Raw genomic sequence first — 23,675 nt, 5'->3', positions numbered from 1 at the left:
CGCGGTGCGGCCTTGCGTTCCGGGGACAACCGGGGCGTGCTAGACCCCGTCTCCGTTCCGGTCGTCGTCACGGCGGACCTGGGCAGCCGGGTTGCGGACGCCGATCGGGTACGGACCCGTGACGCCCTCGCGCAGGGCGGCGATGCGCAGGATGCGGTCGCGCTGCAGGAACCAGCCGACGATGAGCAGCGGGATGATGACCACGAGGGACGCGATCGTGTACGTGCCGACCGGGTAGTCGATCGCCATCAGGACGATGACCGAGGCGAGGAACGCCAGGGTCAGCCAGGCGGTGACCGGAGCGCCGGGCAGCTTGAACGAGGGTTCCTTCGCCAGACCCTGCTTGGCCCACTGGCGCAGCCGCATCTGGCACAGGATGATCGTGCCCCACGCGGTGATGATGCCGAGACTGGCGATGTTCAGCGCGATCTCGAACGCCTGCTTCGGGACGAAGTAGTTGAGCACGACACCCGCGACGGTGAAGGCCGCCGTGAGCAGGATGCCGGCGTACGGCACACCGCCCTTCGACATCTTCGTGGTCCACTTCGGCGCGGACCCGTTCATGCCCATCGAGTGCAGCGCCCGACCGGTCGAGTACAGGCCCGCGTTCAGCGACGACAACGCGGCGGTGAGCACGACGAAGTTCATGATGCCGCCGACGATCGCGCCGACGTGCGGGTTGCCGAGCGACGAGAAGAACGTCACGAACGGGCTCTCGCCGTCCTTGTACGAGGTGTACGGCAGCAGCAGGGAGAGCAGGACGATCGACCCGACGTAGAACACCGCGATGCGGAAGACGACGGAGTTGATCGCACGCGGGATGACCTTCTCGGCGTTCTGCGTCTCACCCGATGCCGTGCCGACGAGTTCGATCGCGGCGTAGGCGAAGACGACGCCCTGGATCACGATCACCGCGGGGAGCAGCCCCTTCGGGAACAGCCCGCCGTTGTCACCCCAGATCGTGAACCCGGTCCGGACGGCCTCGCCACCGGCCTCGACGGGGAACGCGAAGACGAGCCAGACGATCGCGACGACCAGGAACGCCACCAGCGCGGCCACCTTGATCAGGGCGAACCAGAACTCGAGCTCGCCGAACACCTTCACGGCGACCATGTTCGCCGCGAGGACGACGATCAGGGCGATCAGTGCGAGCAGCCACTGCGGCGCCGCGGTGAAGGCGGACCAGTACTGCAGGTAGATCGCGACGGCGGTGGTGTCGACGATGGAGGTCATCGCCCAGTTCAGGAAGTACATCCAGCCGGCCGCGTACGCGAACTTCTCGCCGTAGAACTCTCGGGCGTACGAGATGAAGGACCCCGAGGACGGCCGGTGCAGCACGAGCTCGCCGAGTGCACGCAGGATGAAGAAGGCGAAGACGCCGGCGACCAGGTACGTCAGCGCGAGCGCGGGGCCCGCGGTGTGCAGTCGTGCGCCGGCACCCAGGAAGAGCCCGGTTCCGATCGCGCCGCCGATCGCGATCATCTGCAGTTGCCGGGGCTTCAGACCGTGCTGGTAGCCCTCCTGCTCGTGCGAGAAGTCGTTCGCCGGCGCTCGGTTCACACCCGTGTCGTTCTGCGCTGTCATGCGCGACAACCTACATGCGCTCCGGACCGGGCCGTCACGCAAACCCCCGTTCCGACGAACGGAAGCTGCTGAACGTCCGCACAGCCGACGGCGGCCCGAACCTGAACGACGGCCGTCGTCCGTTGCTTGCATGGAGGGATGGACATCCTCCTCCGACTGCTCGTCGCGACCGGGTTCGCCCTGCTCGTCACCGCCGTCGTCGCCCTGGTCCTGCACCTGGTCCTGCGGGCGGTCGCGCGCCGGGAACGCTGGGCCGGCGTGCTCTCTCGCCGGACGAAGCACCCGTTCCGGACCGTGCTGCTGGTGGTGCTGCTCTGGATCGCGTTCACCTCGAGCATCCCGCGGGACCCCGACGCCTACCCGTGGCGGGACGAGGTCGTGCACGGCTTCCTCATCGTCACGATCGCGGTCGGCTGCTGGCTCGCGTGCCACGTCGCGATCTTCCTCGAGGACCTCGGGCTGCACCGCTTCCGCATCGACGTGCCCGACAACCGGCAGGCGCGCCGCATCCGCACCCAGGTGCTCATCATCCGTCGGCTCACGGTCGCCCTGCTCGTCATCATCGCCGTCGGAGCGATCCTGCTGACCTTCGACGGGGTCGAGGCGGCGGGCGCGAGCGTGCTCGCCAGCGCCGGCCTCATCTCCGTCGTCGCGGGCCTCGCCGCGCAGTCCACACTCGGCAACGTGTTCGCCGGCATGCAGCTCGCCTTCTCCGGGTCGATCCGGGTGGACGACGTCGTCGTGGTCGAGCAGCAGTGGGGGCGGATCGAGGAGATCACGCTGACCTACGTCGTCGTGCACCTGTGGGACGACCGGCGGTTCGTGCTGCCGTCGACGTACTTCACGAGCACCCCGTTCGAGAACTGGACGCGGACCGGCAGCGAGCTCCTCGGCGCCGTCGAGTTCGACCTCGACTGGCGGGTGAGCCCGGCTGACATGCGCGCCGAGCTCGACCGGATCCTCGAGACGTCGACGATCTGGGACCGCCGGGTCAAGGTGCTCCAGGTCACCGACGCGGTCGGGGGACTGGTCCGCGTCCGCATCCTCGTGACGGCGCCGGACGCCGGCGGCCTGTTCGACCTGCGCTGCTACGTCCGCGAGGAGATGGTCGAGTGGATCCAGCGCACCCACCCCGACGCCCTGCCGGTGCAGCGGGTACAGCTCACCGAGCCGACGGCGCCCCGCCGACGTGGAAGCGGTCGCGCGACCGAGGGCGACTCGCAGCTGTTCGGCGACGACGAGCGCGGAGCGCTCTTCACCGGACCGATCCAGACCTCCGGCATCCCGGATTCCGAGCGCTGACCCGGTTGCGGCACCGGTTGCCGTGGACGGCACGGAAGACGGACGGGAGGCCCGGTGCCAGCTGGCACGCCTCCCTCGCAGGCTCGGTCGGCGCGCCCCGCGCAACGCTTCGCGTCGCCGATGAGCGGGGCGCCCGTCCGTCCGCCAGCGGGCCGCGACCGCGGCCCCTTCGGCCTTCCGACCTACTGGAGGGCCTTGACGGCGCGGTCGTCCTCGACGACCGTGCCGATTGCCACGATCGTGGTGGCGATCCACGCGACCCAGGTCAGCGCGAGCCGCCAGTCACGCGGTCCTTGTCGGGTGGTCTGCAGCACGCTGTAGCCGCTGATGAGCGAACTCCACACCGCACCGTTGAACATGAACTTGCGCACAGAGGCCTCCTGTCGTCGTGCTGACAACGCTACCGGCCCGTACATTGGAGCGCCGCCGGTCACCCGGCCGCGGCACCGGGTGAAGGAGCGTTCGTGCGTCAAGCGGTCATCGGAGCGGCCCTGCTCGTGGTCGGCGCGGTCTGCGTCGTGTTCGGGTTGCTGCCCCTCGACGACCTCGCCGTGCTCGCGGACCGGGTCCTGCCGGTCCTCGGGTTCGTGCTCGGGCTGACGATCGTCGCCGAGCTCGCTGCGGACGCCGGGGTCTTCGACCGCCTCGCCGACGTCGCCGCCCGGGTCGGTGGCGGGCGCACCATCGGCCTCTGGGGCGCGGTCGTCGTGCTCGCCGTCCTCTGCACCGTCTTCCTGTCGATCGACACCACCGCGGTGCTCCTCACCCCCATCGTGATCTCGCTCGCACGGCGCGTGGGTCTGCCCCCGATGCCGTTCGCGCTGACCACGGTCTGGCTCGCGAACACCGCGTCGCTGCTGCTGCCGGTGTCCAACCTGACCAACCTGCTCGCCGTCGACCGGATGGGGCTCGACGGCCCGCTGGCGTTCGCCGGGCTGATGGCCTGGCCCGCGGTCGCCGGTGTGGTCGTGCCGTGCGTCGTCCTGCTGGTGGTGTTCCGGGGCAAGCTCTTCGGCCGCTACACACCGGTGTCCGTCCGCAAGCCGAGCGACCCGGTGTCCTTCTGGGCTGCCTCCGCCGTGCTCGTCGCGCTCGTCGTCGCCCTGACCGCCGGGGTGACCGTGTGGATCGCCGCGGTCCTGGCCGCCGTGGTGCTCGTCGTGGTCGCGGCGTTCCGGTCGCCGTCCGAGCTCCGGGTGTCCCGCGTGCCGTGGTCCACCCTGGTGTTCGCCGCCGGGCTCTTCGTGGTGGTCGAGGCGCTGCACACGACCGGCATCACCGACCCGATCGTGCACGCGCTGCAGGGTGGAACCGGAACGGGGCCGCTGCTGCTGCTCGGTGGTGCCGGCGCGGTGGCGGCCAACGGCATCGACAACCTGCCGGCGTACCTGGTGCTCGAACCAGCTGCCGGGCACGAGGCCCTGCGGTACGCGGCACTGCTGATCGGTGTGAACGCCGGTTGCCTCATCACGCCGTGGGCCTCGCTCGCGACGCTGCTGTGGCACGCACGGCTGTCGGCCGAGGGTGTGCACCTGTCGTGGGGCCGGTACATGGCGCTCGGGTGCATCGTGGCGCCGCTCACCGTCGTCGCCGGGGTCCTGGCGCTCGCCCTCTGACGCGGGCGGGGCCGTCGCTCAGAGCCAGTCGCGGGTCTTGAAGACGCGGTAGAGCACGAGCGACGACGCGGTGATGATCGCGAGCGACGCCCAGAGTCCGCTCCAGGCGCCCTCGCCCGGGAACGCGACGTTCTGCCCGAAGAAGCTCGTCACCCCGGTCGGGATCGCGATGATCGCCGCCCAGCTCGTGACCTTCTTCATCACGGTGTTCTGCCGGTTCGATGCCAGGTTCAGGGTCGTCTCCAGCACGCTCGACACGGCGTCGCGGAGCTGTTCGACCGAGTCGGCGATCGAGACGAGGTGGTCCTCGACGTCGCGGAAGTAGGGCCGGATGCCGTTCGAGATCGTCTCCGCGTCGCCGTGCAGCAACGACGCGACGCTGTCCCGCGTCGGCACGACCAGCCGCCGGAGCACCCCGAGGGTCTTGCGGAGCCGGAACGACCGTCGCTGGACCTGCTGCTCACGGGGATCGCCCGGCTCGAACAGGTCGTCCTCGAGCGCATCGATCTGCCGCTCCAGGTCCTCGACGGTGTCGGTGGCCCGGTCGACGACGGCGTCCAGCAGCGCCCACACCAGCCACGGCACGCCGTGTCCGGCCATGTCGGCGTTCGCGCTCAGACGGTGCTCCATCCGGGCGGTGTCGACGTCGGACCCGTGGATCGTGACGAGGGCGCGTTCCGTCACGAACGCCTTGACCTCGTGCGTGATCAGGTTGCCGGCGTCGTCCGTACCGCCCACGTCGTAGACGACCAGGAACAGGCTGTCCCGGTACCGGTCGAGTTTCGGGCGTTGGCCGTGCTCGACGGCGTCCTCGACGGCGAGGGCGTGGATCCCGAGTTCTTCCTCGATCTGCTCGAGGTCGGCCGACGTCGGGTCGGTGTGGTCGATCCACACGAAGGTGTCCGGGTCGGCGACGAGGTCGGAGATCCGGTCGACGGGGAAGTCCCGCTCGACCGTGTCGCCCTTGCACCACGCCCGTGTCCTGACCATGTCCGTCAGCCTACTGAGACGGCCGACCCGCGAGGATCGCGGGTCGGCCGTCGTGGTGCCGGGGAGTCGGTGCAGCGACTCCCGTTCAGCCTGAGCCGATCAGTCGGCTCCTGCTCAGTACGCCGAGACGAGCTTGCCGTCCTCGACCTTCAGGTACTCGCTCACGCTGAACGAGTCCTCGCCGCGCTTCTTGTCACCGAGGTAGGACTTGTAGTCGTACGAGACGCTCCCGTCCTTCGTGCTCGTCACCATCACGGTGCCGGAGCGTGATGCCTCGACCTCCAGCTCGGGCATCGACGTGACGTCGTACCGCACGCCGCCGTCGGCGTCGTACGGTCCGTACCAGGGGCAGCCGCTCAGGGCGCGGAGCTCGGTCTTCTCGGCGCAGTCGTCGATCAGGTCGGACACGTACTGCTCGGCGTCCTGCTCGAGGGCCTTGGTGGCCTTCGGCGCGAAGTCGACGTAGCCGGACGAGACCGCCCCGACGCTCACCTTCTCGGTGCCGCCGGTGAAGTACTTCGACCCGCCGACCGAGACCTCGTAGCTGCCGGGGTAGGCGAGGGACGTGAACTTGCCGTCGCTGATCTTCCCGATCTCCTTGCCGCCGACGGTCACCGGTGCACCCTCGAGCACTTCGGACGCCGTCAGGGTCACCTGCTGGGCGAGCGGCTGCGTGACACGCCACTCGTCCTTCACCAGGAACGAGGTGCCGGTCCGGCGCAACGTCACCTGACCGGAGCGGTTCTTGCCGTCCTGCGTGTAGCTCAGGGTGGCGATCGCCGAGTCCCCGGTCTGGGCGACCCGCCCGACGTGGATGTCGGACGGACGGTCCTTCGCGCTCCGCAGCACCTTCGTGTCGAGCATCGCGGCGTCGTCCGGCACGTCGCTCAGGTCGGCGGCGGTGTCGGCGTCACCGCTGGCGATGGCCTGCACGTACGACTTCACCGTCGGGGCCGGGCCCCACACGTTGGCGCGGAGGACGCTCGTCGTGACCGCACCCGCGACGACGACCACGATCACGGCACCGCCGGCGATGAGCGAACGGACCAGGATCTTCTTGGCCCGCGGGGACATCGGGGCGGGGGCCGGGGCGCCGCCGCCGATGAACGGCTGCGACCCGTACGCCGGCTGACCACCGGACGCCGGCTGCGCCCCGTAGGGCGGCAGGTTGCCCGCGCCGTAGGGCGGCTGCGACCCGTACGCGGACTGCGGGGCGGACCCGGACGGCGGGTACGGCGCCTGCTGGTCGGCGGCCGGGGGAGTGGTCCACGCGGCGGCAGCCGGATCGCCGGCAGCCGCCGGAGCACCCGATGCACCGGGAGCATCCGGCACACCGGGCGCGGCAGGCGCACCGGGAACGGTCTGGTCGGCGGGAGCCGCCGGGGCAGCGGGCATGCCCGTGTCGGCGGGGGCTGCGGCCGGGAACGCCTGCGGCACCACGGGGCGGGGGTCCGCCCCGACCACACGCGACGTGCGGAGCACCACGGCACCGCCGAGACGGGGCAGGAGCACCGGAGCCAGGTACCGGGCGACGACCTCGATCGCGCCACCCCACAGGGCGAAGACGATCGGCGTCCAGGGCGCGATGCCGATCGACCCGGACCCGTCCACCGAACTCGTGCTGCTCACCTGGTACGAGACGACCCCGGTGCCGAGGACGAAGAACAGCAGGCCGAGTGCGAACCACACGAGCGGCGTGACGACCCAGTCCAGTGTCGAGCGCATCCGGTCGTTGCGGCGGACGGCGAGTGCGAGCCCGGCCATGATCGAGGTGACGACGACGAACAGCACGACGAGCCAGGTCCAGCCACCCGCTCCGCCGAACACCGAGGCGCTGTCGCTGGCGGACCCGAAGCCGGACGTGCCCACACCACCGAAGAACCCGAGCGCCGTGAGCCCGATCGCGACGTTGCCGAGCAACAGCGGCAGCGCGGAGCCGTAGGAGGGCTGGGCGATGAGCGCGACGACGATGACGACGACGGCGACCAGCACGACGAGGACCGTCAGCTGCGACGCGGCGACGCGGAGCGTGCCGAGCAGACGGACGGCGAAGACGCTGCGACCGGCGAGCACGGAGGGCCGAGCGAGGAGCGCCGCCAGGGCACCGATGACGAACGCCCCGAGGATGCTGCCGACACCGACGGCGTGCACCGGCTCGATGACCGCACCGGACACCGACGGGAACCGGATCGCGAACAGTGCGGCCGCGACGTTCGTGAGCACCGTGGTCACCAGACCGGAGACCACCGCGGTGACGAGCACCTGGGAGCGACCGAGTGCACGGCTGCGGATCCGCCGGGTGAGCACGACGGCCAGCACGACCTGCGCGGCGAGCACCAGCGCCGGCACCACGGCGAGCGAGCCCGATCCGGAACCGAGGAACCCGATCGACCCGGACAGGTGCAGCCGGCCGAGGTCGGCGAGGGCGACGAGCTGCGCCGGCGCACCGAGCAGGACGCTCACGCCGGAGAGCAGGGACTCCACGTCGGGGGCCTGACCCGCGCCGAGGTCGGTGCCGGACCCGGTGGACGGAGCGGCCGAACCGCTGCCGCCGGACGCGAGCAGCCCGACGGTGATGAGCAGGGAGAGCCCCGCGACGACGTAGGCCGCGACCCAGCCGCCGACGGCGGCGAGGACGGCCGCCAGCCAGTCGCGACCGGACACGGACCGCAGGAAGCGACCGAACGCATCGGACGGCTGCGCGGCGGGGGCGGGCTGACCCGGCCACTGCTGCGGGCCTCCAGGCTGCTGTTGCTGCTGCCAGGCGGGCTGGCCGTTCCAAGCTGGCTGGCCGGGGCCGGGCTGGCCATTCCAAGCCGGCTGGCCGGGGCCGGGCTGGCCACCGGGCTGCGACGGCGGGACGGGCTGGTTGGGCGGGTTCTCGCTCACGGCTGGGGGTCCTCTCCGACCGGGAGGCCGGCGCCGCACTCCAGCACCCGTGTCCCCCCGACACGTGCCTGCAGCGTAGCGGAACCGCCGATCGCCCGTGAATGTGCTGTCCCCACGCTGGTAACTTCGGCAGCGCACCCGGCGCAGCACGCCGGACCCGGGTCGCCGGACCCGGCACACCACGCCGGCCGACGCACCGACGCACCCGACGCACCCGACGCACCCGGCTCCGGCCGGGCGGAACGGAGATCACACCACCCCATGCCTGCAGACCGCACCGAACAGACCCGCTACTCGTTCGTCGTCGCCTCCAACCGTCTCCCGGTGGACCGCGTCGTCGACCAGGACGGCAACGAGGGCTGGCGGCACTCGCCCGGTGGCCTCGTCACCGCCCTCGAACCCGTCATGCGCGCGAACGACGGAGCCTGGGTCGGCTGGGTGGGGCAGGCCGAGGTCGAGGTGGCACCGTTCGACAACGAGGGCATCCACATCGTGCCCGTGCCGCTCTCCGACGATGACGTCGAGGAGTACTACGAGGGCTTCAGCAACGACACGCTCTGGCCGCTGTACCACGACGTCATCGAGCACCCGAGCTACCACCGCGACTGGTGGAACGCGTACAAGCGGGTCAACGAGCGCTTCGCCGAGCAGATCGCCGAGATCGTCGAGCAGGACGGCATCGTCTGGGTGCAGGACTACCAGCTGCAGCTCGTGCCGGCCCTGCTCCGGGCGAAGCGTCCCGACCTGACGATCGGCTTCTTCAACCACATCCCGTTCCCGCCGGTCGGCATCTACGCACAGCTGCCGTGGCGTGCGCAGATCCTCGACGGGCTGCTCGGCGCCGACGTCATCGGCTTCCAGCGTCACGACGACGCCAGCGACTTCCTGCGCGCGGTGCGGCACATCAAGGGCTACACGACCAAGGGCACCACGATCGACGTCCCCGTCGACGACCCGGCCGCCCCGCGCAGCCGCAAGGGCATCACGGTCCGTCACGTCGAGGCACGGCACTTCCCGATCTCGATCGACGCCGAGAGCTTCGAGGCGATCGCCCGCAAGCCCGAGGTGCAGGAGCGTGCGCGGGAGATCCGCGCGAGCCTCGGCAACCCCAAGACGGTGCTGCTCGGCGTCGACCGGCTCGACTACACCAAGGGCATCCGGCACCGCATCAAGGCCTTCGGTGAGCTGGTGGAGGACGGCCGCATCGCGGTCGAGGACGCCACCCTCATCCAGGTCGCGAGCCCGAGCCGCGAGCGTGTCGACTCGTACGCGGCGCTCCGCGACGAGATCGAGCTGAGCGTCGGCCGCATCAACGGCGACCTCGGTGTCATCGGCCACCAGCCGATCTCGTACCTGCACCACGGCTACCCGCGCGAGGAGATGGTGGCGCTGTACCTGGCCGCCGACATCATGCTCGTCACGGCCCTGCGGGACGGCATGAACCTCGTCGCGAAGGAGTACGTCGCCGCCCGGTTCGACAACGACGGCGTGCTGATCCTGTCCGAGTTCGCCGGGGCAGCCGACGAACTCAAGCAGGCCGTGATCGTCAACCCGCACGACATCGGTGCGCTCAAGGACTCGATCGAACGTGCGATCCAGATGCCGCGTCGCGAGCGGTCGACGCGCATGCGTGCGCTCCGCAAGCGGGTCCGCGACAACGACGTTGCGCGCTGGTCGCGCTCGTTCCTCGAGGCGCTCGACCGCCACGCGCCGCGGAACGCCCAGATCGACCCGTCCGCCGCCGACCCGCGCGAGCAGCACCGTGAGGCGCAGACCGACAACATGTCGATCTTCGACCAGGACGCCCAGTCCGCCAGGGCTGCCGAGGACACCCGGGAGGCACGTGATGACTGAGACCACCACCGACCAGTCCGCCATCGACGCGGCCCTCGAGACGCTCGCGGCTGCGCCGCGACTCATCGTCGCCCTCGACTTCGACGGCACACTGGCCCCCTTCGCCGACGACCCGTCGCAGGTCGGGGCGCTGCCCGGCTCGTGGGCGGCGGTGCTGACCCTGCACCGCGCGAAGGACACCGAGGTGGTGCTCGTGTCCGGGCGTCCCCTCGGCAGCCTCGCCGAGGTGACCCACGCGCCCGAGGACATGGCGCTCGTCGGCTCGCACGGCGTCGAGTGGCGCGTGGACGGCCACGACGAGGCCGCGCTGACGGACGACGAGGTCGATCGTGTCGCACGGATCGGTGCGGCGCTCGACGAGGTCGGGGCACGGTTCCCGGGCGTCGTCATCGAGCACAAGCCCGCCGGGCACGGGGTGCACACCCGACGTGTCTCCGCCGAGGTCGCGGCCGAGGCAGACGCGGCGGCGAGCCGTGCTGCGCACGAGGCCGACCCCGAGGTGCTCGAGCGCGGTGGCAAGGACATCGTCGAGTTCGCGGTGCGGCACGTCACGAAGGGTGACGCCATCGCCCGGCTCCGCGACCTGCACGGCGCCGACGCGGTGTTCTTCGCCGGCGACGACGTCACCGACGAGGACGCCTTCCGCGTGCTCGGCGACGGCGACGTCGGGGTGAAGGTCGGACCGGGCGAGACCCGGGCCGGGTACCGCATCGCCGACCCGGCGGCACTGACCGGGGTCCTGAAGCAGCTGGCGAGGCTGCGCGCCACCCGCTGATAACGGCCCCCGAGCATGAGAAAGCACGGGGGTGGACGGCTGGTATCCCAAACCGTCCTAGACTCATCCCATGCCTGATATCGACGTCAAGCCGCGCAGCCGGGTCGTCACCGACGGGATCGAAGCAACCACCTCGCGTGGCATGCTGCGGGCCGTCGGTATGGGAGACGAGGACTGGAGCAAGCCGCAGATCGGCATCGCGTCCTCGTGGAACGAGATCACGCCCTGCAACCTGTCGCTCGACCGTCTCGCACAGGGTGCGAAGGAGGGCGTGCACTCCGGTGGCGGATACCCGCTGCAGTTCGGCACCATCTCCGTCTCCGACGGCATCTCGATGGGCCACGAGGGCATGCACTTCTCCCTCGTCTCGCGTGAGGTCATCGCGGACAGCGTCGAGACCGTCGTCAACGCCGAGCGCCTCGACGGCACGGTCCTGCTCGCCGGCTGCGACAAGTCGCTGCCCGGCATGCTGATGGCCGCCGCACGCCTCGACCTGGCGAGCGTCTTCCTGTACGCGGGTTCGGTCATGCCGGGCTACGTGAAGCAGGCCGACGGCACGATGAAGGAAGTCACGATCATCGACTCCTTCGAGGGCGTCGGCGCGTGCAAGGCCGGCACCATGAGCGAGGAAGAGCTCAAGAAGATCGAGTGCGCCATCGTCCCCGGCGAGGGCGCCTGCGGTGGCATGTACACCGCGAACACGATGGCCTCGGTCGCCGAGGCCCTCGGCATGTCGCTGCCGGGTTCGGCTGCTCCGCCGAGCGCGGACCGTCGCCGTGACTACTACGCGCACCGCTCCGGCGAGGCCGTGGTGAACATGCTCGAGCACGGCATCACCGCACGCCAGATCCTCACGAAGGAAGCCTTCGAGAACGCGATCGCCGTCGCGATGGCCCTCGGCGGTTCCACCAACGTCATCCTGCACCTGCTCGCGATCGCCTACGAGGCCGAGGTCGAGCTGTCGCTGGACGACTTCAACCGCATCGGCTCGAAGGTCCCGCACCTGGCCGACATGAAGCCCTTCGGCAAGTACGTCATGGTCGACGTCGACCGCAACGGCGGCATCCCCGTGATCATGAAGGCGCTGCTCGACGCGGGCCTGCTGCACGGCGACTGCATGACCGTGACGGGCAAGACCGTCGCCGAGAACCTCGCCGAGATCGACCCGCCGGCACTCGACGGCGAGGTCTTCCGCACCCTCGACAACCCGATCCACGAAACCGGTGGCCTGACCGTCCTGCAGGGTTCGTTCGCACCCGAGGGCGCCGTGGTGAAGACCGCGGGCTTCGACGCCTCGGTCTTCGAGGGCCCGGCTCGTGTGTTCGACCGTGAGCGCGCGGCGATGGACGCCCTGACCGAGGGAGGCATCCAGAAGGGCGACGTCGTCGTCATCCGCTACGAGGGCCCCAAGGGCGGCCCAGGCATGCGCGAGATGCTCGCCATCACGGCGGCCATCAAGGGCGCCGGCCTCGGCAAGGATGTACTACTCTTGACCGACGGTCGATTCTCAGGCGGCACAACCGGCCTCTGCATCGGCCACATCGCACCGGAAGCAGTGGACGCAGGTCCAGTCGCTTTCGTTCGTGATGGCGACCGCATCCGTGTCGACATCGCGGCTCGTTCGCTCGACCTACTGGTCGACCCGGCCGAGCTGGAGGCCCGCCGTGATGGCTGGGCCCCGCTGCCCCCGCGCTACACCCGCGGAGTCCTCGCGAAGTACGCCAAGCTCGTCAAGTCCGCTGCCCAGGGCGCGGTCACGGGCTAGCGTCCGACACCCGCACCACCGCCACCACTCAGGCAAGGACCACTCATGCCCACGGAAGCAACTCCGTTGTCCGCGGCCGCCGGTGCACGCCGGTCGCCGGAGCTCCTGACCGGCTCGGGAGCCGTCCTCCGGACGCTCGAGCACCTCGGGATCACCGACGTCTTCGGCCTGCCCGGCGGAGCCATCATCCCGTTCTACGACGAGCTGATGGCGTCCACCACGATCCGGCACATCCTCGTCCGTCACGAGCAGGGCGCCGGCCACGCCGCCGAGGGCTACGCCTCGTCGTCCGGCAAGGTCGGCGTCGCCATCGCCACGTCGGGTCCCGGCGCGACGAACCTCGTCACCGCCATCGCCGACGCCTACATGGACTCGGTGCCGTTCATCGCGATCACCGGCCAGGTGTTCTCGACGCTGATGGGCACCGACGCCTTCCAGGAAGCGGACATCGTCGGCATCACGATGCCGATCACGAAGCACTCGTTCCTGGTGACCGACCCGGCCGACGTGCCGGCGACCCTCGCCGCGGCGCACCTCATCGCGACGACCGGTCGCCCCGGCCCGGTGCTGGTGGACATCACCAAGGACGCGCAGCAGAAGTCCGCGCCCTACGTGTGGCCGCCCAAGCTCGACCTGCCCGGCTACCGCCCGGTCACCAAGGCGCACGGCAAGCAGATCACCGCGGCCGCCCAGCTGCTGTCCGAGGCGCAGCGTCCGGTGCTCTACGTCGGCGGCGGCGTCATCCGCTCCGGTGCGACCGCCGAACTCCTCCGCTTCGCCGAGGCGACCGGTGCGCCGGTCGTCACGACGCTGATGGCGCGCGGCGCGTTCCCGGACTCGCACCCGCAGCACCTCGGCATGCCCGGCATGCACGGCACGGTGCCGGCGGTGCTCGGGCTGCAGGACAGCGACCTGATCGTCGCCCTCGGTGCCCGCTTCGACGACCGTGTCACCGGCAAGGCCGACGAGTTCGCGCCGGACGCCAAGGTCGTGCACGTCGACATCGACCCCGCCGAGATCTCGAAGATCCGCTTCGCCGACGTCCCGATCGTCGGCGATGCCCGCGAGGTCCTGGTCGACCTGCTCGACGCCTGGGGTGGCATCGCGGTCGAGGACCGCGCCTCGACGGAGGAGTGGTGGGCGAAGCTCCACCAGCTCAAGACCGACTTCCCGCTCGGGTACGCCGAGCCGACCGACGGGCTGCTCGCCCCGCAGGGCATCATCAAGCGCATCGGGGAGCTCTCCGGCCCCGAGGCCGTGTACGCCTCCGGTGTCGGGCAGCACCAGATGTGGTCCGCGCAGTTCATCAAGTACGAGCGGCCCAACGCCTGGCTCAACTCCGGCGGTGCCGGCACCATGGGCTACTCGGTCCCCGCGGCGATGGGGGCGAAGGTCGCCCAGCCCGACCGCGTGGTCTGGGCGATCGACGGCGACGGCTGCTTCCAGATGACGAACCAGGAACTCGCGACCTGCGTCATCAACGACATCCCGATCAAGGTCGCGATCATCAACAACTCGTCGCTCGGCATGGTCCGGCAGTGGCAGACGCTGTTCTACGACGGCCGGCACTCGTTCACCGACCTCGAGACGGGGCACGCCTCGCGCCGTGTGCCGGACTTCGTGAAGCTGGCCGACGCGTACGGTGCCCTCGGCATCCGCGTCGAGAAGGCCGACGAGGTCGACGCCGCGATCGAGCTCGCCCTCGCCACCAACGACCGTCCGGTGGTCATCGACTTCGTCGTGAGCCGTGACTCCATGGTCTGGCCGATGGTCCCGCAGGGCGTCAGCAACTCGTCCATCGAGTACGCCCAGGCACTCGCGCCCACCTGGGACGACGAAGACGCCGACATGACGGGAGAAACCGCATGAGCCACGTCCTCTCCCTCCTCGTCGAGGACAAGCCCGGTCTGCTGACCCGTGTCGCGGGACTGTTCGCCCGACGCGGGTTCAACATCGAGTCGCTCGCCGTCGGCAACACCGAGGTGGACGGCCTCAGCCGGATCACGGTCGTCGTCGACGTCGAGGACCTGCCGCTGGAACAGGTGACGAAGCAGCTCAACAAGCTGGTGAACGTCATCAAGATCGTCGAACTGGACTTCTCGCAGTCGGTCCAGCGCGAGCACATGCTCGTGAAGGTGCGCGTCGACAACCAGACGCGTTCGGCGGTGCTCGAAGCAGTGAACCTGTTCCGTGCCCAGGTCGTCGACGTGGCGACCGACTCCCTGATCGTCGAGGTGACCGGCGACCCCGGCAAGATCCAGGCGATCCTCCGCGTGCTCGAGCCCTACGGCGTCAAGGAGCTCGCCCGTGCGGGTCTCCTCGGCATGGGCCGCGGACCGAAGAGCATCACCGATCGGGTGCGCTGAGCGCCCGTCACACCCTTCCCGGGCGCCGACGGTGCCCGGCACTCCCACAGAACCAAGGAGACACACCCTCGTGACTGACATCGTGTACGACGCTGACGCCGACCTGACGCTCATCCAGGGCAAGAAAGTCGCGGTCATCGGCTACGGCTCGCAGGGCCACGCCCACGCACTCAACCTCCGTGACTCGGGCGTCGAGGTGAAGATCGGCCTCAAGGAGGGCTCGAAGAGCCGGCAGAAGGCCGAAGAGGCGGGCTTCGAGGTCCACACGCCGGCCGACGCCACGGCCTGGGCCGACGTCGTCGTCATCCTCGCGCCGGACCAGGTCCAGCGCATCGTTTACGCCGAGGACATCCGCCCGAACCTCAAGCCGGGCGCGACGCTCGTCTTCGGCCACGGCTTCAACATCCGCTTCGGCTACATCGAGGCCCCCGAGGGCGTCGACGTGTCGCTCGTCGCGCCGAAGGGTCCCGGTCACACCGTCCGCCGCGAGTACGAGGCCGGCCGTGGCGTCCCCGTCATCGTCGCCGTCGAGGTCGACGCGTCCGGTTCCGCCTGGGACCTCGCGTGGTCGTACTCCAAGGCCATCGGCGGGCTCCGCTCCGGCGGCATCAAGACGACCTTCACCGAGGAGACCGAGACCGACCTGTTCGGTGAGCAGGCCGTCCTCTGCGGTGGTACCTCGCAGCTCATCCAGTACGGCTTCGAGACCCTGGTCGAGGCGGGCTACCAGCCGCAGATCGCCTACTTCGAGGTCCTGCACGAGCTCAAGCTCATCGTCGACCTCATCTGGGAGGGCGGCCTCACCAAGCAGCGCTGGTCGATCTCCGACACCGCCGAGTTCGGTGACTACGTCTCCGGCCCCCGCGTGATCTCGCCGGACGTCAAGGAGAACATGAAGGCGGTGCTCGCGGACATCCAGAACGGGGCCTTCGCGAAGCGCTTCATCGACGATCAGGACGCCGGCGCCCCCGAGTTCAAGGCACTCCGCGCCAAGGGCGAGGGGCACCCCATCGAGGCCACCGGCCGTGAGCTCCGCGCGCTCTTCGCGTGGAAGCAGAACGACGGTGACTACGTCGACGGCTCGGCCGCGCGGTAGTCTTCCGAGAACACTCGACGACGAGGCGGCGGTGCACCCTGCACCGCCGCCTCGCGATGTGACCCGAACGTTATGCATCAGCTCTTCTCCAGCCCCCACGCCGCGGACCGGCATGCCTCCGCGCTCCCCGCGGCCGATTCCCGACACTCGTCGGCCGTGCTGCGCTCCGGCGGTCAGGACCGCCCCGACCAGCATGGGATGATCGTCGGATGGCGGTGACGAAGCGAGCGGTCCACATCGGCGCCGGCAAGATCGGGCGCGGGTTCGTGGGCCAGTTCCTCGTGGCGAGCGGCTACGAGCTCACCTTCGTCGACGTCGACGAACGCGTGGTCTCGGCCCTCAACGAAGCCGGACGCTTCGTGGTGCACGAGGTCGGCGAGATGCCGGTCGAGCACCTCGTCTACGGGTTCCGTGCCCTGAACAGCAAGACCGACCGCGAGCGCGTGGTCCGGGCCATCGCCGAGGCCGACGTCGTGACCACCGCCGTGGGGGCCCGCACGCTCCCGCTCGTCGCGCCGCTCATCGCCGAAGGGCTCGCGGCACGACCGCTCGAGCACGGCGACGTCACGATCGTCGCGTGCGAGAACGCGTTCAACGCGACCGACTCCCTGCACGCCAGCATCCGCCGCGCTCCGATCCTCGAAGACCGCGACATCGCCGCCGTCTTCGCGAACTGCGCCATCGACCGCATCGTGCCCGACCAGTCCGGCGTCCTCGGCCAGTCGGGTGGCCTCGACGTCGTGCTCGAACCGTTCTACGAGTGGGTCATCGAGCGCACCCCGTTCCTGGGTTCCGACGCCGAACCGCCGACGATCGAGGGCGTCACCTGGGTCGACGACCTGCAGCCGTTCGTCGAGCGCAAGCTCTACACGGTGAACACCGCCCACGCCACGGCCGCCTACCACGGGTACGTGCGGGGCATCCGGCTCATCCGTGAAGCCCTGGAGGACGACGCCGTCCGCGCCGAGGTCGACGGCGTGCTCGCCGAGACCACCGCGCTGCTCATCGCGAAGCACGGCTTCGACCCCGAGGACCACGCGCGCTACGTCGCCGAGAACCTGTCCCGCATCGCGAACCCGCACCTGCCGGACTCCACGGCGCGAGTCGGACGCAATCCGCTCCGCAAGCTCGGCCGTCGTGAACGCTTCGTCGGCCCGGCATCGCAGCTCGCCGAGCGCGGCCTGCCCGTCGACCACCTGCTCGGGGCCGTCCGTGCGGCACTCGCCTTCGACGACGAGAACGACCCGGAGTCGATCGAGCTGCACGCGCTCCTGCGTTCCGGGGCGACCGCGCACGCGCTGACCGAGATCCTCACGGGCCTGATGGAGAGCCACCCGCTCTTCCCGGCAGTCCGTGACGTGGTCGCCGAGGTGCTCGCGACGCAGCCTGCCGACGTCTGACCGACGCCGCCGCCGCGCCACTCGCCGACACCCGCTGGTCCGCCCGACGTCGCGTCCCTCGTAGAATCGGGGCATGACCACGGCAGCATCCCCACCAGACGGGTCGATCGACCCGGACGTGCCGAACGCCGTCGACACCGACGACGCCGCCCTCAGCTGGGGTGACGCCGACGACGCCACGCACGTCGACGCGGCGCACAACCCGGTGGCGGTCCGCGACCGCGGAGCGCGCGACCCCGAGGCCCCCGAGACCTCCGGTGCACTCGTCGGGTTCGGCATCTTCGGTGGCCTCTACCTGCTCTACACGGTGGCCTGGCTCCTCACCGCGTCGACCGCGTACGTCTCCGGCGTCGACACGGTCCTGACGCTCTTCGTCGAGGTGCTCCGCTTCCTCGCGATCCTCGCGCCGGCACTCTGGTTCACGGTGGTGCTCTGGGCGGCGCGCAGCAGCCGCACGCGGACCCGCCTGCTCTGGATGCTCCTCGGCGCCGTCGTGCTCTTCCCCTGGCCCTTCCTCCTGACCCGGAGCTTCGGGTGACCGGGGCCGTCCCGACGACCCGTCAGGCCACCGCTCCCGTCGTCGCGAAGCTCGTGGTCTGGGTCGTGTTCGCGGCGCTGTTCGCGTACATGACGGTGCAGGCCGTCGGCAACCTCACGCAGATCAACCAGCGGGTGGACGCCTTCAACGCGTTCCTCCAGACGACCTCCGGTGGCGACTCGCTGCAGACCAGCACCCCGTGGCTGTGGCTCGTGCTCGACATCCTCATCGCGCCGGTCGCGTTCGTCGCGGCGATCGTCATCACCCGGCGTTCGAGCCTGCCCGTCACGATCGCGGTGTTCGTGGTCGCCTTCGCGGGCGCCGGCGCCCTCTGGCTCGACCTCCAGCTGTTCGTCCCGACGCTGCTGGACTTCTGACGCGACCCGCCGACGGCCAGGAGGCGCGGTGCGGCACCGCCCCGCGCCTCTCCCCACCGGCACGGCCGGACCGCCGCTGGCGCGGCGCTCCGGAACCGGCGGCGTGGGCCCTGGCCGTCGTGTGGTTCTCCACAGGACCGCTCCCGCGGTCGTCACCACCGGCCCGCGTCGATAGCATGGTGGGATACCAACCGTCTCGAGTGAGGAAACAGCTGCTGTGTCGAAGCCGGTCGTCCTGATCGCCGAAGAACTCTCGCCCGCAACGGTCGACGCCCTCGGGCCCGACTTCGAGATCCGGAACGTGGACGGCACCGACCGTCCGGCGCTCCTGGCGGCGCTGTCCGACGCGCACGCCGTCCTCGTGCGGTCCGCCACCAAGATCGACGCCGAGGCGATCGCCGCGGCACCGAGCCTCAAGGTCGTCGCCCGTGCCGGCGTCGGCCTCGACAACGTCGACATCAAGGCGGCGACGACCGCCGGCGTGATGGTCGTGAACGCGCCGACCTCGAACATCATCTCGGCGGCGGAGCTCACGGTCGGACACATCCTGTCGCTTGCGCGGCACATCCCGGCCGCTCACGCCTCGCTGGCCGCCGGTGCGTGGAAGCGCTCGTCGTACACCGGTGTCGAGCTCTACGAGAAGACCGTCGGCATCATCGGCCTCGGCCGCATCGGCGCGCTCATCACCCAGCGGCTGCAGGCCTTCGGCGTGACGGTCATCGCGTACGACCCCTACGTCACCACGGCACGTGCGCAGCAGCTCGGGGTCGAGCTCGTCTCCCTCGACGACCTGCTGCGTCGGGCGGACTTCACCACGATCCACATGCCGCGGACGCCGGAGACGCTGGGCATGATCTCGGACGCCCAGTTCGCGCTCATGAAGCCGACCGCGTTCGTCGTGAACGTGGCCCGCGGCGGCCTGATCGACGAGGACGCCCTGCACCGGGCCCTCACGTCGAACACCATCGCCGGTGCCGGTCTCGACGTCTTCGTCGCCGAGCCCCCGAAGGACTCGCCGCTCCTGGCGCTGCCGAACGTCGTCGTGACGCCGCACCTCGGCGCCTCCACCGACGAAGCGCAAGAAAAGGCGGGCGTCTCGGTCGCCAAGTCGGTCCGTCTCGCCCTCGGCGGCGAGCTCGTCCCCGACGCCGTGAACGTCGCCGGCGGGGTCATCGACCCGTACGTGCGCCCCGGCATCCCGCTCGTCGAGAAGCTCGGCCAGGTCTTCACCGCGCTCGCGACCTCGCCGGTCACCAGCATCGACGTCGAGGTGCACGGCGAGCTGGCCGAGTACGACGTCAGCGTGCTGAAGCTCGCGGCACTCAAGGGTGTCTTCACCGACGTCGTGAGCGACCAGGTCTCCTACGTCAACGCCCCGCTCATCGCGGAGCAGCGCGGGGTCACCGTCCGCCTGATCACCGAGACCGACAGCCCCGAGTACCGCAACGTGCTCACCATCCGCGGCGCGCAGTCGGACGGCCCGGCGATCAGCGTGTCCGGCACGCTCACCGGCCCGAAGCAGGTCGAGAAGCTCGTCGAGATCAACGGGCACGACGTCGAGGTGCCGCTCGACCGGCACCACGTCGTGATGGAGTACACCGACCGACCGGGCATCGTCGCGGTCTACGGCAAGGAGTTCGGCCAGGCCGGCATCAACATCGCCGCGATGCAGATCTCGCGCGAAGCCGCGGGCGGCCAGGCGCTGAGCGTGCTGACGGTCGACTCACCCGTCCCTGCCGAGATCCTCGAGCACGTCCGCTCGGCGATCGACGCGTCCTCGCTCCGCGAGATCGACATCACGCTCTAGGGGAGTGGCGGACATGAGCACTGCGCAGACGATCCGACTCGCGGTCATCCGTGGCGACGGCATCGGCCCCGAGGTCGTCGCCGAGGCCCTGAAGGTCCTGCACGCGGTCCTGCCGGACGACCTCGTGGTGCAGGAGACCCCGTTCTCCCTCGGTGCCGCACGGTATCTGGAGACCGGGGACATCCTGACCGACGACGACATGGCGGCCATCGCGCAGCACGACGCGATCCTGCTCGGTGCGGTCGGCGGCGACCCGCGTGACCCGCGGCTCGCCGGCGGCATCATCGAGCGGGGGCTCCTCCTCAAGCTCCGCTTCGCGTTCGACCACTACGTGAACCTGCGCCCGACGACGGTGCACCCGGCCGTCCCGACGCCGCTCGCCGACCCCGGCGAGGTCGACTTCGTGGTCGTGCGCGAAGGCACCGAAGGGCCGTACGTCGGCAACGGCGGTGCGATCCGGACCGGTACCCCGCACGAGATCGCGACCGAGGTCTCGTTGAACACCGCCTTCGGTGTCGAGCGGGTCGTGCGGTACGCCTTCGCGTTGGCGGACCGACGCCCGCGTCGGCACCTGACCCTCGTCCACAAGAGCAACGTCCTGGTGCACGCCGGAGCCCTCTGGCAGCGCACCGTCGCGGCTGTCGGCGCCGAGTACCCGGACGTCACCGTCGACTACCAGCACGTGGACGCGGTCACCATCCACATGGTCCGTGACCCCGCACGGTTCGACGTCATCGTCACCGACAACCTGTTCGGCGACATCATCACCGACCTGGCCGGCGCGATCAGCGGCGGCATCGGTCTGGCGGCCTCGGGCAACATCAACCCGGACGGCACCTTCCCCAGCATGTTCGAGCCGGTCCACGGTTCCGCACCGGACATCGCAGGCCAGCAGCAGGCCGACCCCACTGCCGCGATCCGCTCCGTCGCCCTGCTGCTCGACCACCTCGGTCGCGGTGACCTGGCGGCGGCGGTGACGGCTGCGGTGGAGTCCGACCTCGCAGACCGGGGCACCACGCCCCGTCGCACGGCCGAGATCGGCGACGCGATCGCCGCCGCGGTCACGGCACGCACCACCACCGCCTGAGAAGGAGTCCTCCCCATGAGCACCGACACCGCCTTCGGACTCGAGTTCGCCAGCACCCCGTCCGCCGACCGCCGCGCAGCCGCGGAGCGGGAGCAGATCCTCGCCGACCCGGGCTTCGGCAAGCACTTCACCGACCACATGGCCACGGTCGAGTGGACGCTGGACGACGGCTGGCACAGCGCGTCGATCCACCCGTACGGCCCGCTGTCCCTCGACCCGAGCGCGAGTGTCCTGCACTACGCCCAGGAGATCTTCGAGGGGCTCAAGGCCTACCGGCACGCAGACGGCTCGGTCTGGTCGTTCCGGCCGGACGCCAACGCGAAGCGCTTCCAGCGGTCCGCCCGACGCCTGGCGCTCCCGGAGCTCCCGGTCGAGGCGTTCGTCGAGTCGATCCGGCAGCTCGTGCAGACCGACGTCGACTGGGTACCCTCGGCGCCCGAGACGAGCCTGTACCTGCGGCCGTTCATGATCGCGACGGAGTCGTTCCTCGGGGTCCGCGCCGCCCAGGCCGTGGCGTACCACTGCATCGCGAGCCCGGCCGGGGCGTACTTCACCTCGGGCCCGAAGCCGGTGTCGATCTGGCTGTCGACGCAGTACGCCCGAGCCGGCAAGGGCGGGACCGGCGCCGCGAAGACCGGCGGCAACTACGCTTCGTCGCTGCTGCCCCAGCAAGAGGCCTACGAGCACGGCTGCCAGCAGGTCATGTTCCTCGACTCGGTGGAGGGCAAGTACCTCGAAGAACTCGGCGGCATGAACGTCGTCCTGGTCAAGTCCGACGGCACCCTCGTGACGCCCGACTCCGAGTCCATCCTCGAGGGGATCACGCGTGACTCGATCCTGCAGCTGGCCGAGGACCGCGGCCTGACGGTCGAGAAGCGCCGGGTGACGCTCGACGAGTGGCGTGACGGCGTCGCCGACGGCTCCATCACCGAGGCCTTCGCGTGCGGTACCGCCGCCGTGGTGACCCCGATCGCCGAACTCCGGGGCGAGGGCTTCACGATCGGTTCGCCGACCGTGGGGGCCGGGGAACTCACGATGTCGCTGCGCGACGAGCTCACCGACATCCAGTACGGCCGTCGTCCCGACCCGCACGGGTGGATGACCAAGCTGACCGACGCGTCCTGATCGACCGGTAGGCGTGGGTAGGGTCGAACGGTGAAGATCGCACGGTTCAGCAGCAAGGGTGAAGACCCCCGGTACGGAATCCTCGACGAGCGGCACCTGGTGGTGCTCGCCGGGGACCCGATGTACCAGGGGTTCGAGACCACGGGGGAGCGCGTCGCACTCGCCGACGCCAAGCTCCTCGCCCCCGTCATCCCGCGGTCGAAGGTGATCGGCGTCGGGCTCAACTACTCGGAGCACGCCTCCGAGATTAACGAACGTGCCGGTGACGACCCGGTGGTGTTCCTCAAGCCGAACACCTCGGTGATCGGTCCGGACGAACCCATCCGACTGCCGGCGGACATCGGCCGCGTCGACCACGAGGGCGAGCTCGCGATCGTGATCGGGTCGCTCGCCAAGAACGTCCGGCGCGAGGACTTCGCGAGCGTCATCCTCGGCTACACGATCGCCAACGACGTGACGGCCCGTGACCTGCAGGCACGGGACGGGCAGTGGACCCGATCGAAGGGCTTCGACACGTTCTGCCCGCTCGGCCCGGTGATCGAGACCGAGATCGACCCGTCGGACATCCGCCTCGAGACCCGCGTCGACGGTGACCTGCGACAGGCGGCGTCGACGAACGAGATGGTGCACGACATCCCGTCGCTCGTCGAGTTCGTGTCCTCGATCTGGACCCTCCTGCCCGGCGACGTGATCCTGACCGGCACCCCGGCCGGCGTCGGCCAGATCCGCGACGGTGAGATCGTCGAGGTCACCATCTCCGGCATCGGCACGCTCAAGAACCCGGTCATCGGTCGGCACTGACAACGCTCTCGGACGGCCCGTTCCCCAGGTGGGGAGCGGGCCGTCCGTCGTTGTCGGGGGAGCCGTCGTCCCGGGCGGGATGACCGACACGCCCGGGATGTGGCCCGGCTTGGCGCTGCCGTTCACCTCTGCGTAAAGTAATCAATCGTTGCCGCTGAGGCGGAGAACGGAACGGCCGAGACGATCACCGGGTTGAACACCTGGAGATGCAGTCCGGACGGGGTCCCGCTCAGGCAACCAGCCCTCGGATCCATGACCTTCTGGTCGTGAGCCCGGGTGTTGTACAAGACGAATGCCTCTCTG

At 70.1% G+C, this 23,675-nt stretch carries 20 protein-coding genes; 15 read left to right on the top strand and 5 right to left on the bottom strand.

Annotated elements, in window-relative coordinates; all coding sequences use genetic code 11:
- Positions 1–39: 39 nt before the first annotated feature.
- Positions 40–1,584: an amino acid permease gene (locus BIU95_RS15735; RefSeq protein ID WP_017888832.1), complete on the bottom strand. Its 1,545-nt coding sequence runs from the start codon at positions 1,582–1,584 to the stop codon at positions 40–42.
- Positions 1,585–1,722: 138 nt separating this feature from the next.
- Between BIU95_RS15735 and BIU95_RS15730 the strand changes: the two genes are divergently transcribed.
- Positions 1,723–2,886, top strand: a complete 1,164-nt coding sequence (locus BIU95_RS15730) for a mechanosensitive ion channel family protein (protein WP_071252136.1) — start codon at positions 1,723–1,725, stop codon at positions 2,884–2,886.
- A gap of 182 nt (positions 2,887–3,068) precedes the next feature.
- Here BIU95_RS15730 and BIU95_RS15725 read toward each other — a convergent pair whose 3' ends face one another.
- Positions 3,069–3,257, bottom strand: a complete 189-nt coding sequence (locus tag BIU95_RS15725; protein WP_017888834.1) for a hypothetical protein — start codon at positions 3,255–3,257, stop codon at positions 3,069–3,071.
- 93 nt (positions 3,258–3,350) lie between these two features.
- Between BIU95_RS15725 and BIU95_RS15720 the strand changes: the two genes are divergently transcribed.
- Positions 3,351–4,502 carry an SLC13 family permease gene (locus BIU95_RS15720; RefSeq protein ID WP_056070958.1) on the top strand — a complete coding sequence of 384 codons (1,152 nt, stop codon included), beginning with the start codon at positions 3,351–3,353 and terminating at the stop codon, positions 4,500–4,502.
- An 18-nt stretch (positions 4,503–4,520) separates the two neighbouring features.
- On the opposite strand, the gene BIU95_RS15715 is transcribed toward BIU95_RS15720, so the two are convergent.
- Both BIU95_RS15715 and BIU95_RS15710 read right to left on the bottom strand, forming a co-directional pair.
- Positions 4,521–5,492, bottom strand: coding sequence for a magnesium transporter CorA family protein (locus BIU95_RS15715; protein WP_042538769.1), 972 nt, complete (start codon positions 5,490–5,492; stop codon positions 4,521–4,523).
- 114 nt (positions 5,493–5,606) lie between these two features.
- A complete protein-coding gene (locus tag BIU95_RS15710) occupies positions 5,607–8,381 on the bottom strand; it encodes a hypothetical protein (protein ID WP_139179870.1) in 2,775 nt (924 codons plus the stop codon).
- A 261-nt stretch (positions 8,382–8,642) separates the two neighbouring features.
- Between BIU95_RS15710 and otsA the strand changes: the two genes are divergently transcribed.
- From otsA to BIU95_RS15645, 13 genes are all read left to right on the top strand, one after another.
- Positions 8,643–10,235: an alpha,alpha-trehalose-phosphate synthase (UDP-forming) gene (gene otsA, locus BIU95_RS15705; protein ID WP_017888838.1), complete on the top strand. Its 1,593-nt coding sequence runs from the start codon at positions 8,643–8,645 to the stop codon at positions 10,233–10,235.
- Complete coding sequence (gene otsB / locus BIU95_RS15700; protein WP_017888839.1) at positions 10,228–11,010, top strand: trehalose-phosphatase; 783 nt, start codon at positions 10,228–10,230, stop codon at positions 11,008–11,010. The genes otsA and otsB overlap by 8 nt, the downstream gene beginning before the upstream one ends.
- Positions 11,011–11,080: 70 nt before the next feature.
- The gene (gene ilvD, locus BIU95_RS15695; RefSeq protein ID WP_017888840.1) at positions 11,081–12,775 is read left to right on the top strand and encodes a dihydroxy-acid dehydratase; all 1,695 of its coding nucleotides are present in this window, start codon (positions 11,081–11,083) and stop codon (positions 12,773–12,775) included.
- 45 nt (positions 12,776–12,820) lie between these two features.
- The gene (locus tag BIU95_RS15690; protein ID WP_071252133.1) at positions 12,821–14,644 is read left to right on the top strand and encodes an acetolactate synthase large subunit; all 1,824 of its coding nucleotides are present in this window, start codon (positions 12,821–12,823) and stop codon (positions 14,642–14,644) included.
- Positions 14,641–15,141, top strand: a complete 501-nt coding sequence (gene ilvN, locus BIU95_RS15685) for an acetolactate synthase small subunit (protein WP_017888842.1) — start codon at positions 14,641–14,643, stop codon at positions 15,139–15,141. The genes BIU95_RS15690 and ilvN overlap by 4 nt, the downstream gene beginning before the upstream one ends.
- A gap of 70 nt (positions 15,142–15,211) precedes the next feature.
- A complete protein-coding gene (gene ilvC, locus BIU95_RS15680) occupies positions 15,212–16,237 on the top strand; it encodes a ketol-acid reductoisomerase (protein ID WP_017888843.1) in 1,026 nt (341 codons plus the stop codon).
- A gap of 209 nt (positions 16,238–16,446) precedes the next feature.
- A complete protein-coding gene (locus BIU95_RS15675) occupies positions 16,447–17,637 on the top strand; it encodes a mannitol-1-phosphate 5-dehydrogenase (RefSeq protein ID WP_071252131.1) in 1,191 nt (396 codons plus the stop codon).
- A 73-nt stretch (positions 17,638–17,710) separates the two neighbouring features.
- Positions 17,711–18,175: a hypothetical protein gene (locus BIU95_RS15670; protein ID WP_042538764.1), complete on the top strand. Its 465-nt coding sequence runs from the start codon at positions 17,711–17,713 to the stop codon at positions 18,173–18,175.
- The gene (locus BIU95_RS15665) at positions 18,172–18,552 is read left to right on the top strand and encodes a hypothetical protein (protein WP_071252128.1); all 381 of its coding nucleotides are present in this window, start codon (positions 18,172–18,174) and stop codon (positions 18,550–18,552) included. The genes BIU95_RS15670 and BIU95_RS15665 overlap by 4 nt, the downstream gene beginning before the upstream one ends.
- Before the next feature lie 217 nt (positions 18,553–18,769).
- On the top strand, positions 18,770–20,359 hold the full coding sequence (gene serA / locus BIU95_RS15660) for a phosphoglycerate dehydrogenase (protein WP_071252124.1): 1,590 nt from the start codon (positions 18,770–18,772) through the stop codon (positions 20,357–20,359).
- Between the two features lie 13 nt (positions 20,360–20,372).
- Positions 20,373–21,446 (top strand): 3-isopropylmalate dehydrogenase, encoded by a 1,074-nt coding sequence (locus tag BIU95_RS15655; RefSeq protein WP_031260625.1) that lies wholly within the window; start codon positions 20,373–20,375, stop codon positions 21,444–21,446.
- Positions 21,447–21,461: 15 nt separating this feature from the next.
- A complete protein-coding gene (locus BIU95_RS15650) occupies positions 21,462–22,571 on the top strand; it encodes a branched-chain amino acid aminotransferase (protein WP_071252121.1) in 1,110 nt (369 codons plus the stop codon).
- A gap of 30 nt (positions 22,572–22,601) precedes the next feature.
- Positions 22,602–23,372, top strand: a complete 771-nt coding sequence (locus BIU95_RS15645; protein ID WP_071252120.1) for a fumarylacetoacetate hydrolase family protein — start codon at positions 22,602–22,604, stop codon at positions 23,370–23,372.
- Positions 23,373–23,494: 122 nt separating this feature from the next.
- Here the strand turns inward: BIU95_RS15645 and BIU95_RS18980 are convergent.
- Positions 23,495–23,675, bottom strand: a 181-nt coding sequence (locus BIU95_RS18980; RefSeq protein ID WP_217639452.1) for a hypothetical protein, incomplete at its 5' end; no start/stop codon positions are given.

Source organism: Curtobacterium sp. MCBA15_007 (assembly GCF_001864905.1).
GTDB classification, from domain to species: Bacteria; Actinomycetota; Actinomycetes; order Actinomycetales; family Microbacteriaceae; genus Curtobacterium; species Curtobacterium poinsettiae.
Note: the sequence above shows the minus strand (reverse complement) of the source record. Positions and strands in the feature narration are given on the sequence as shown.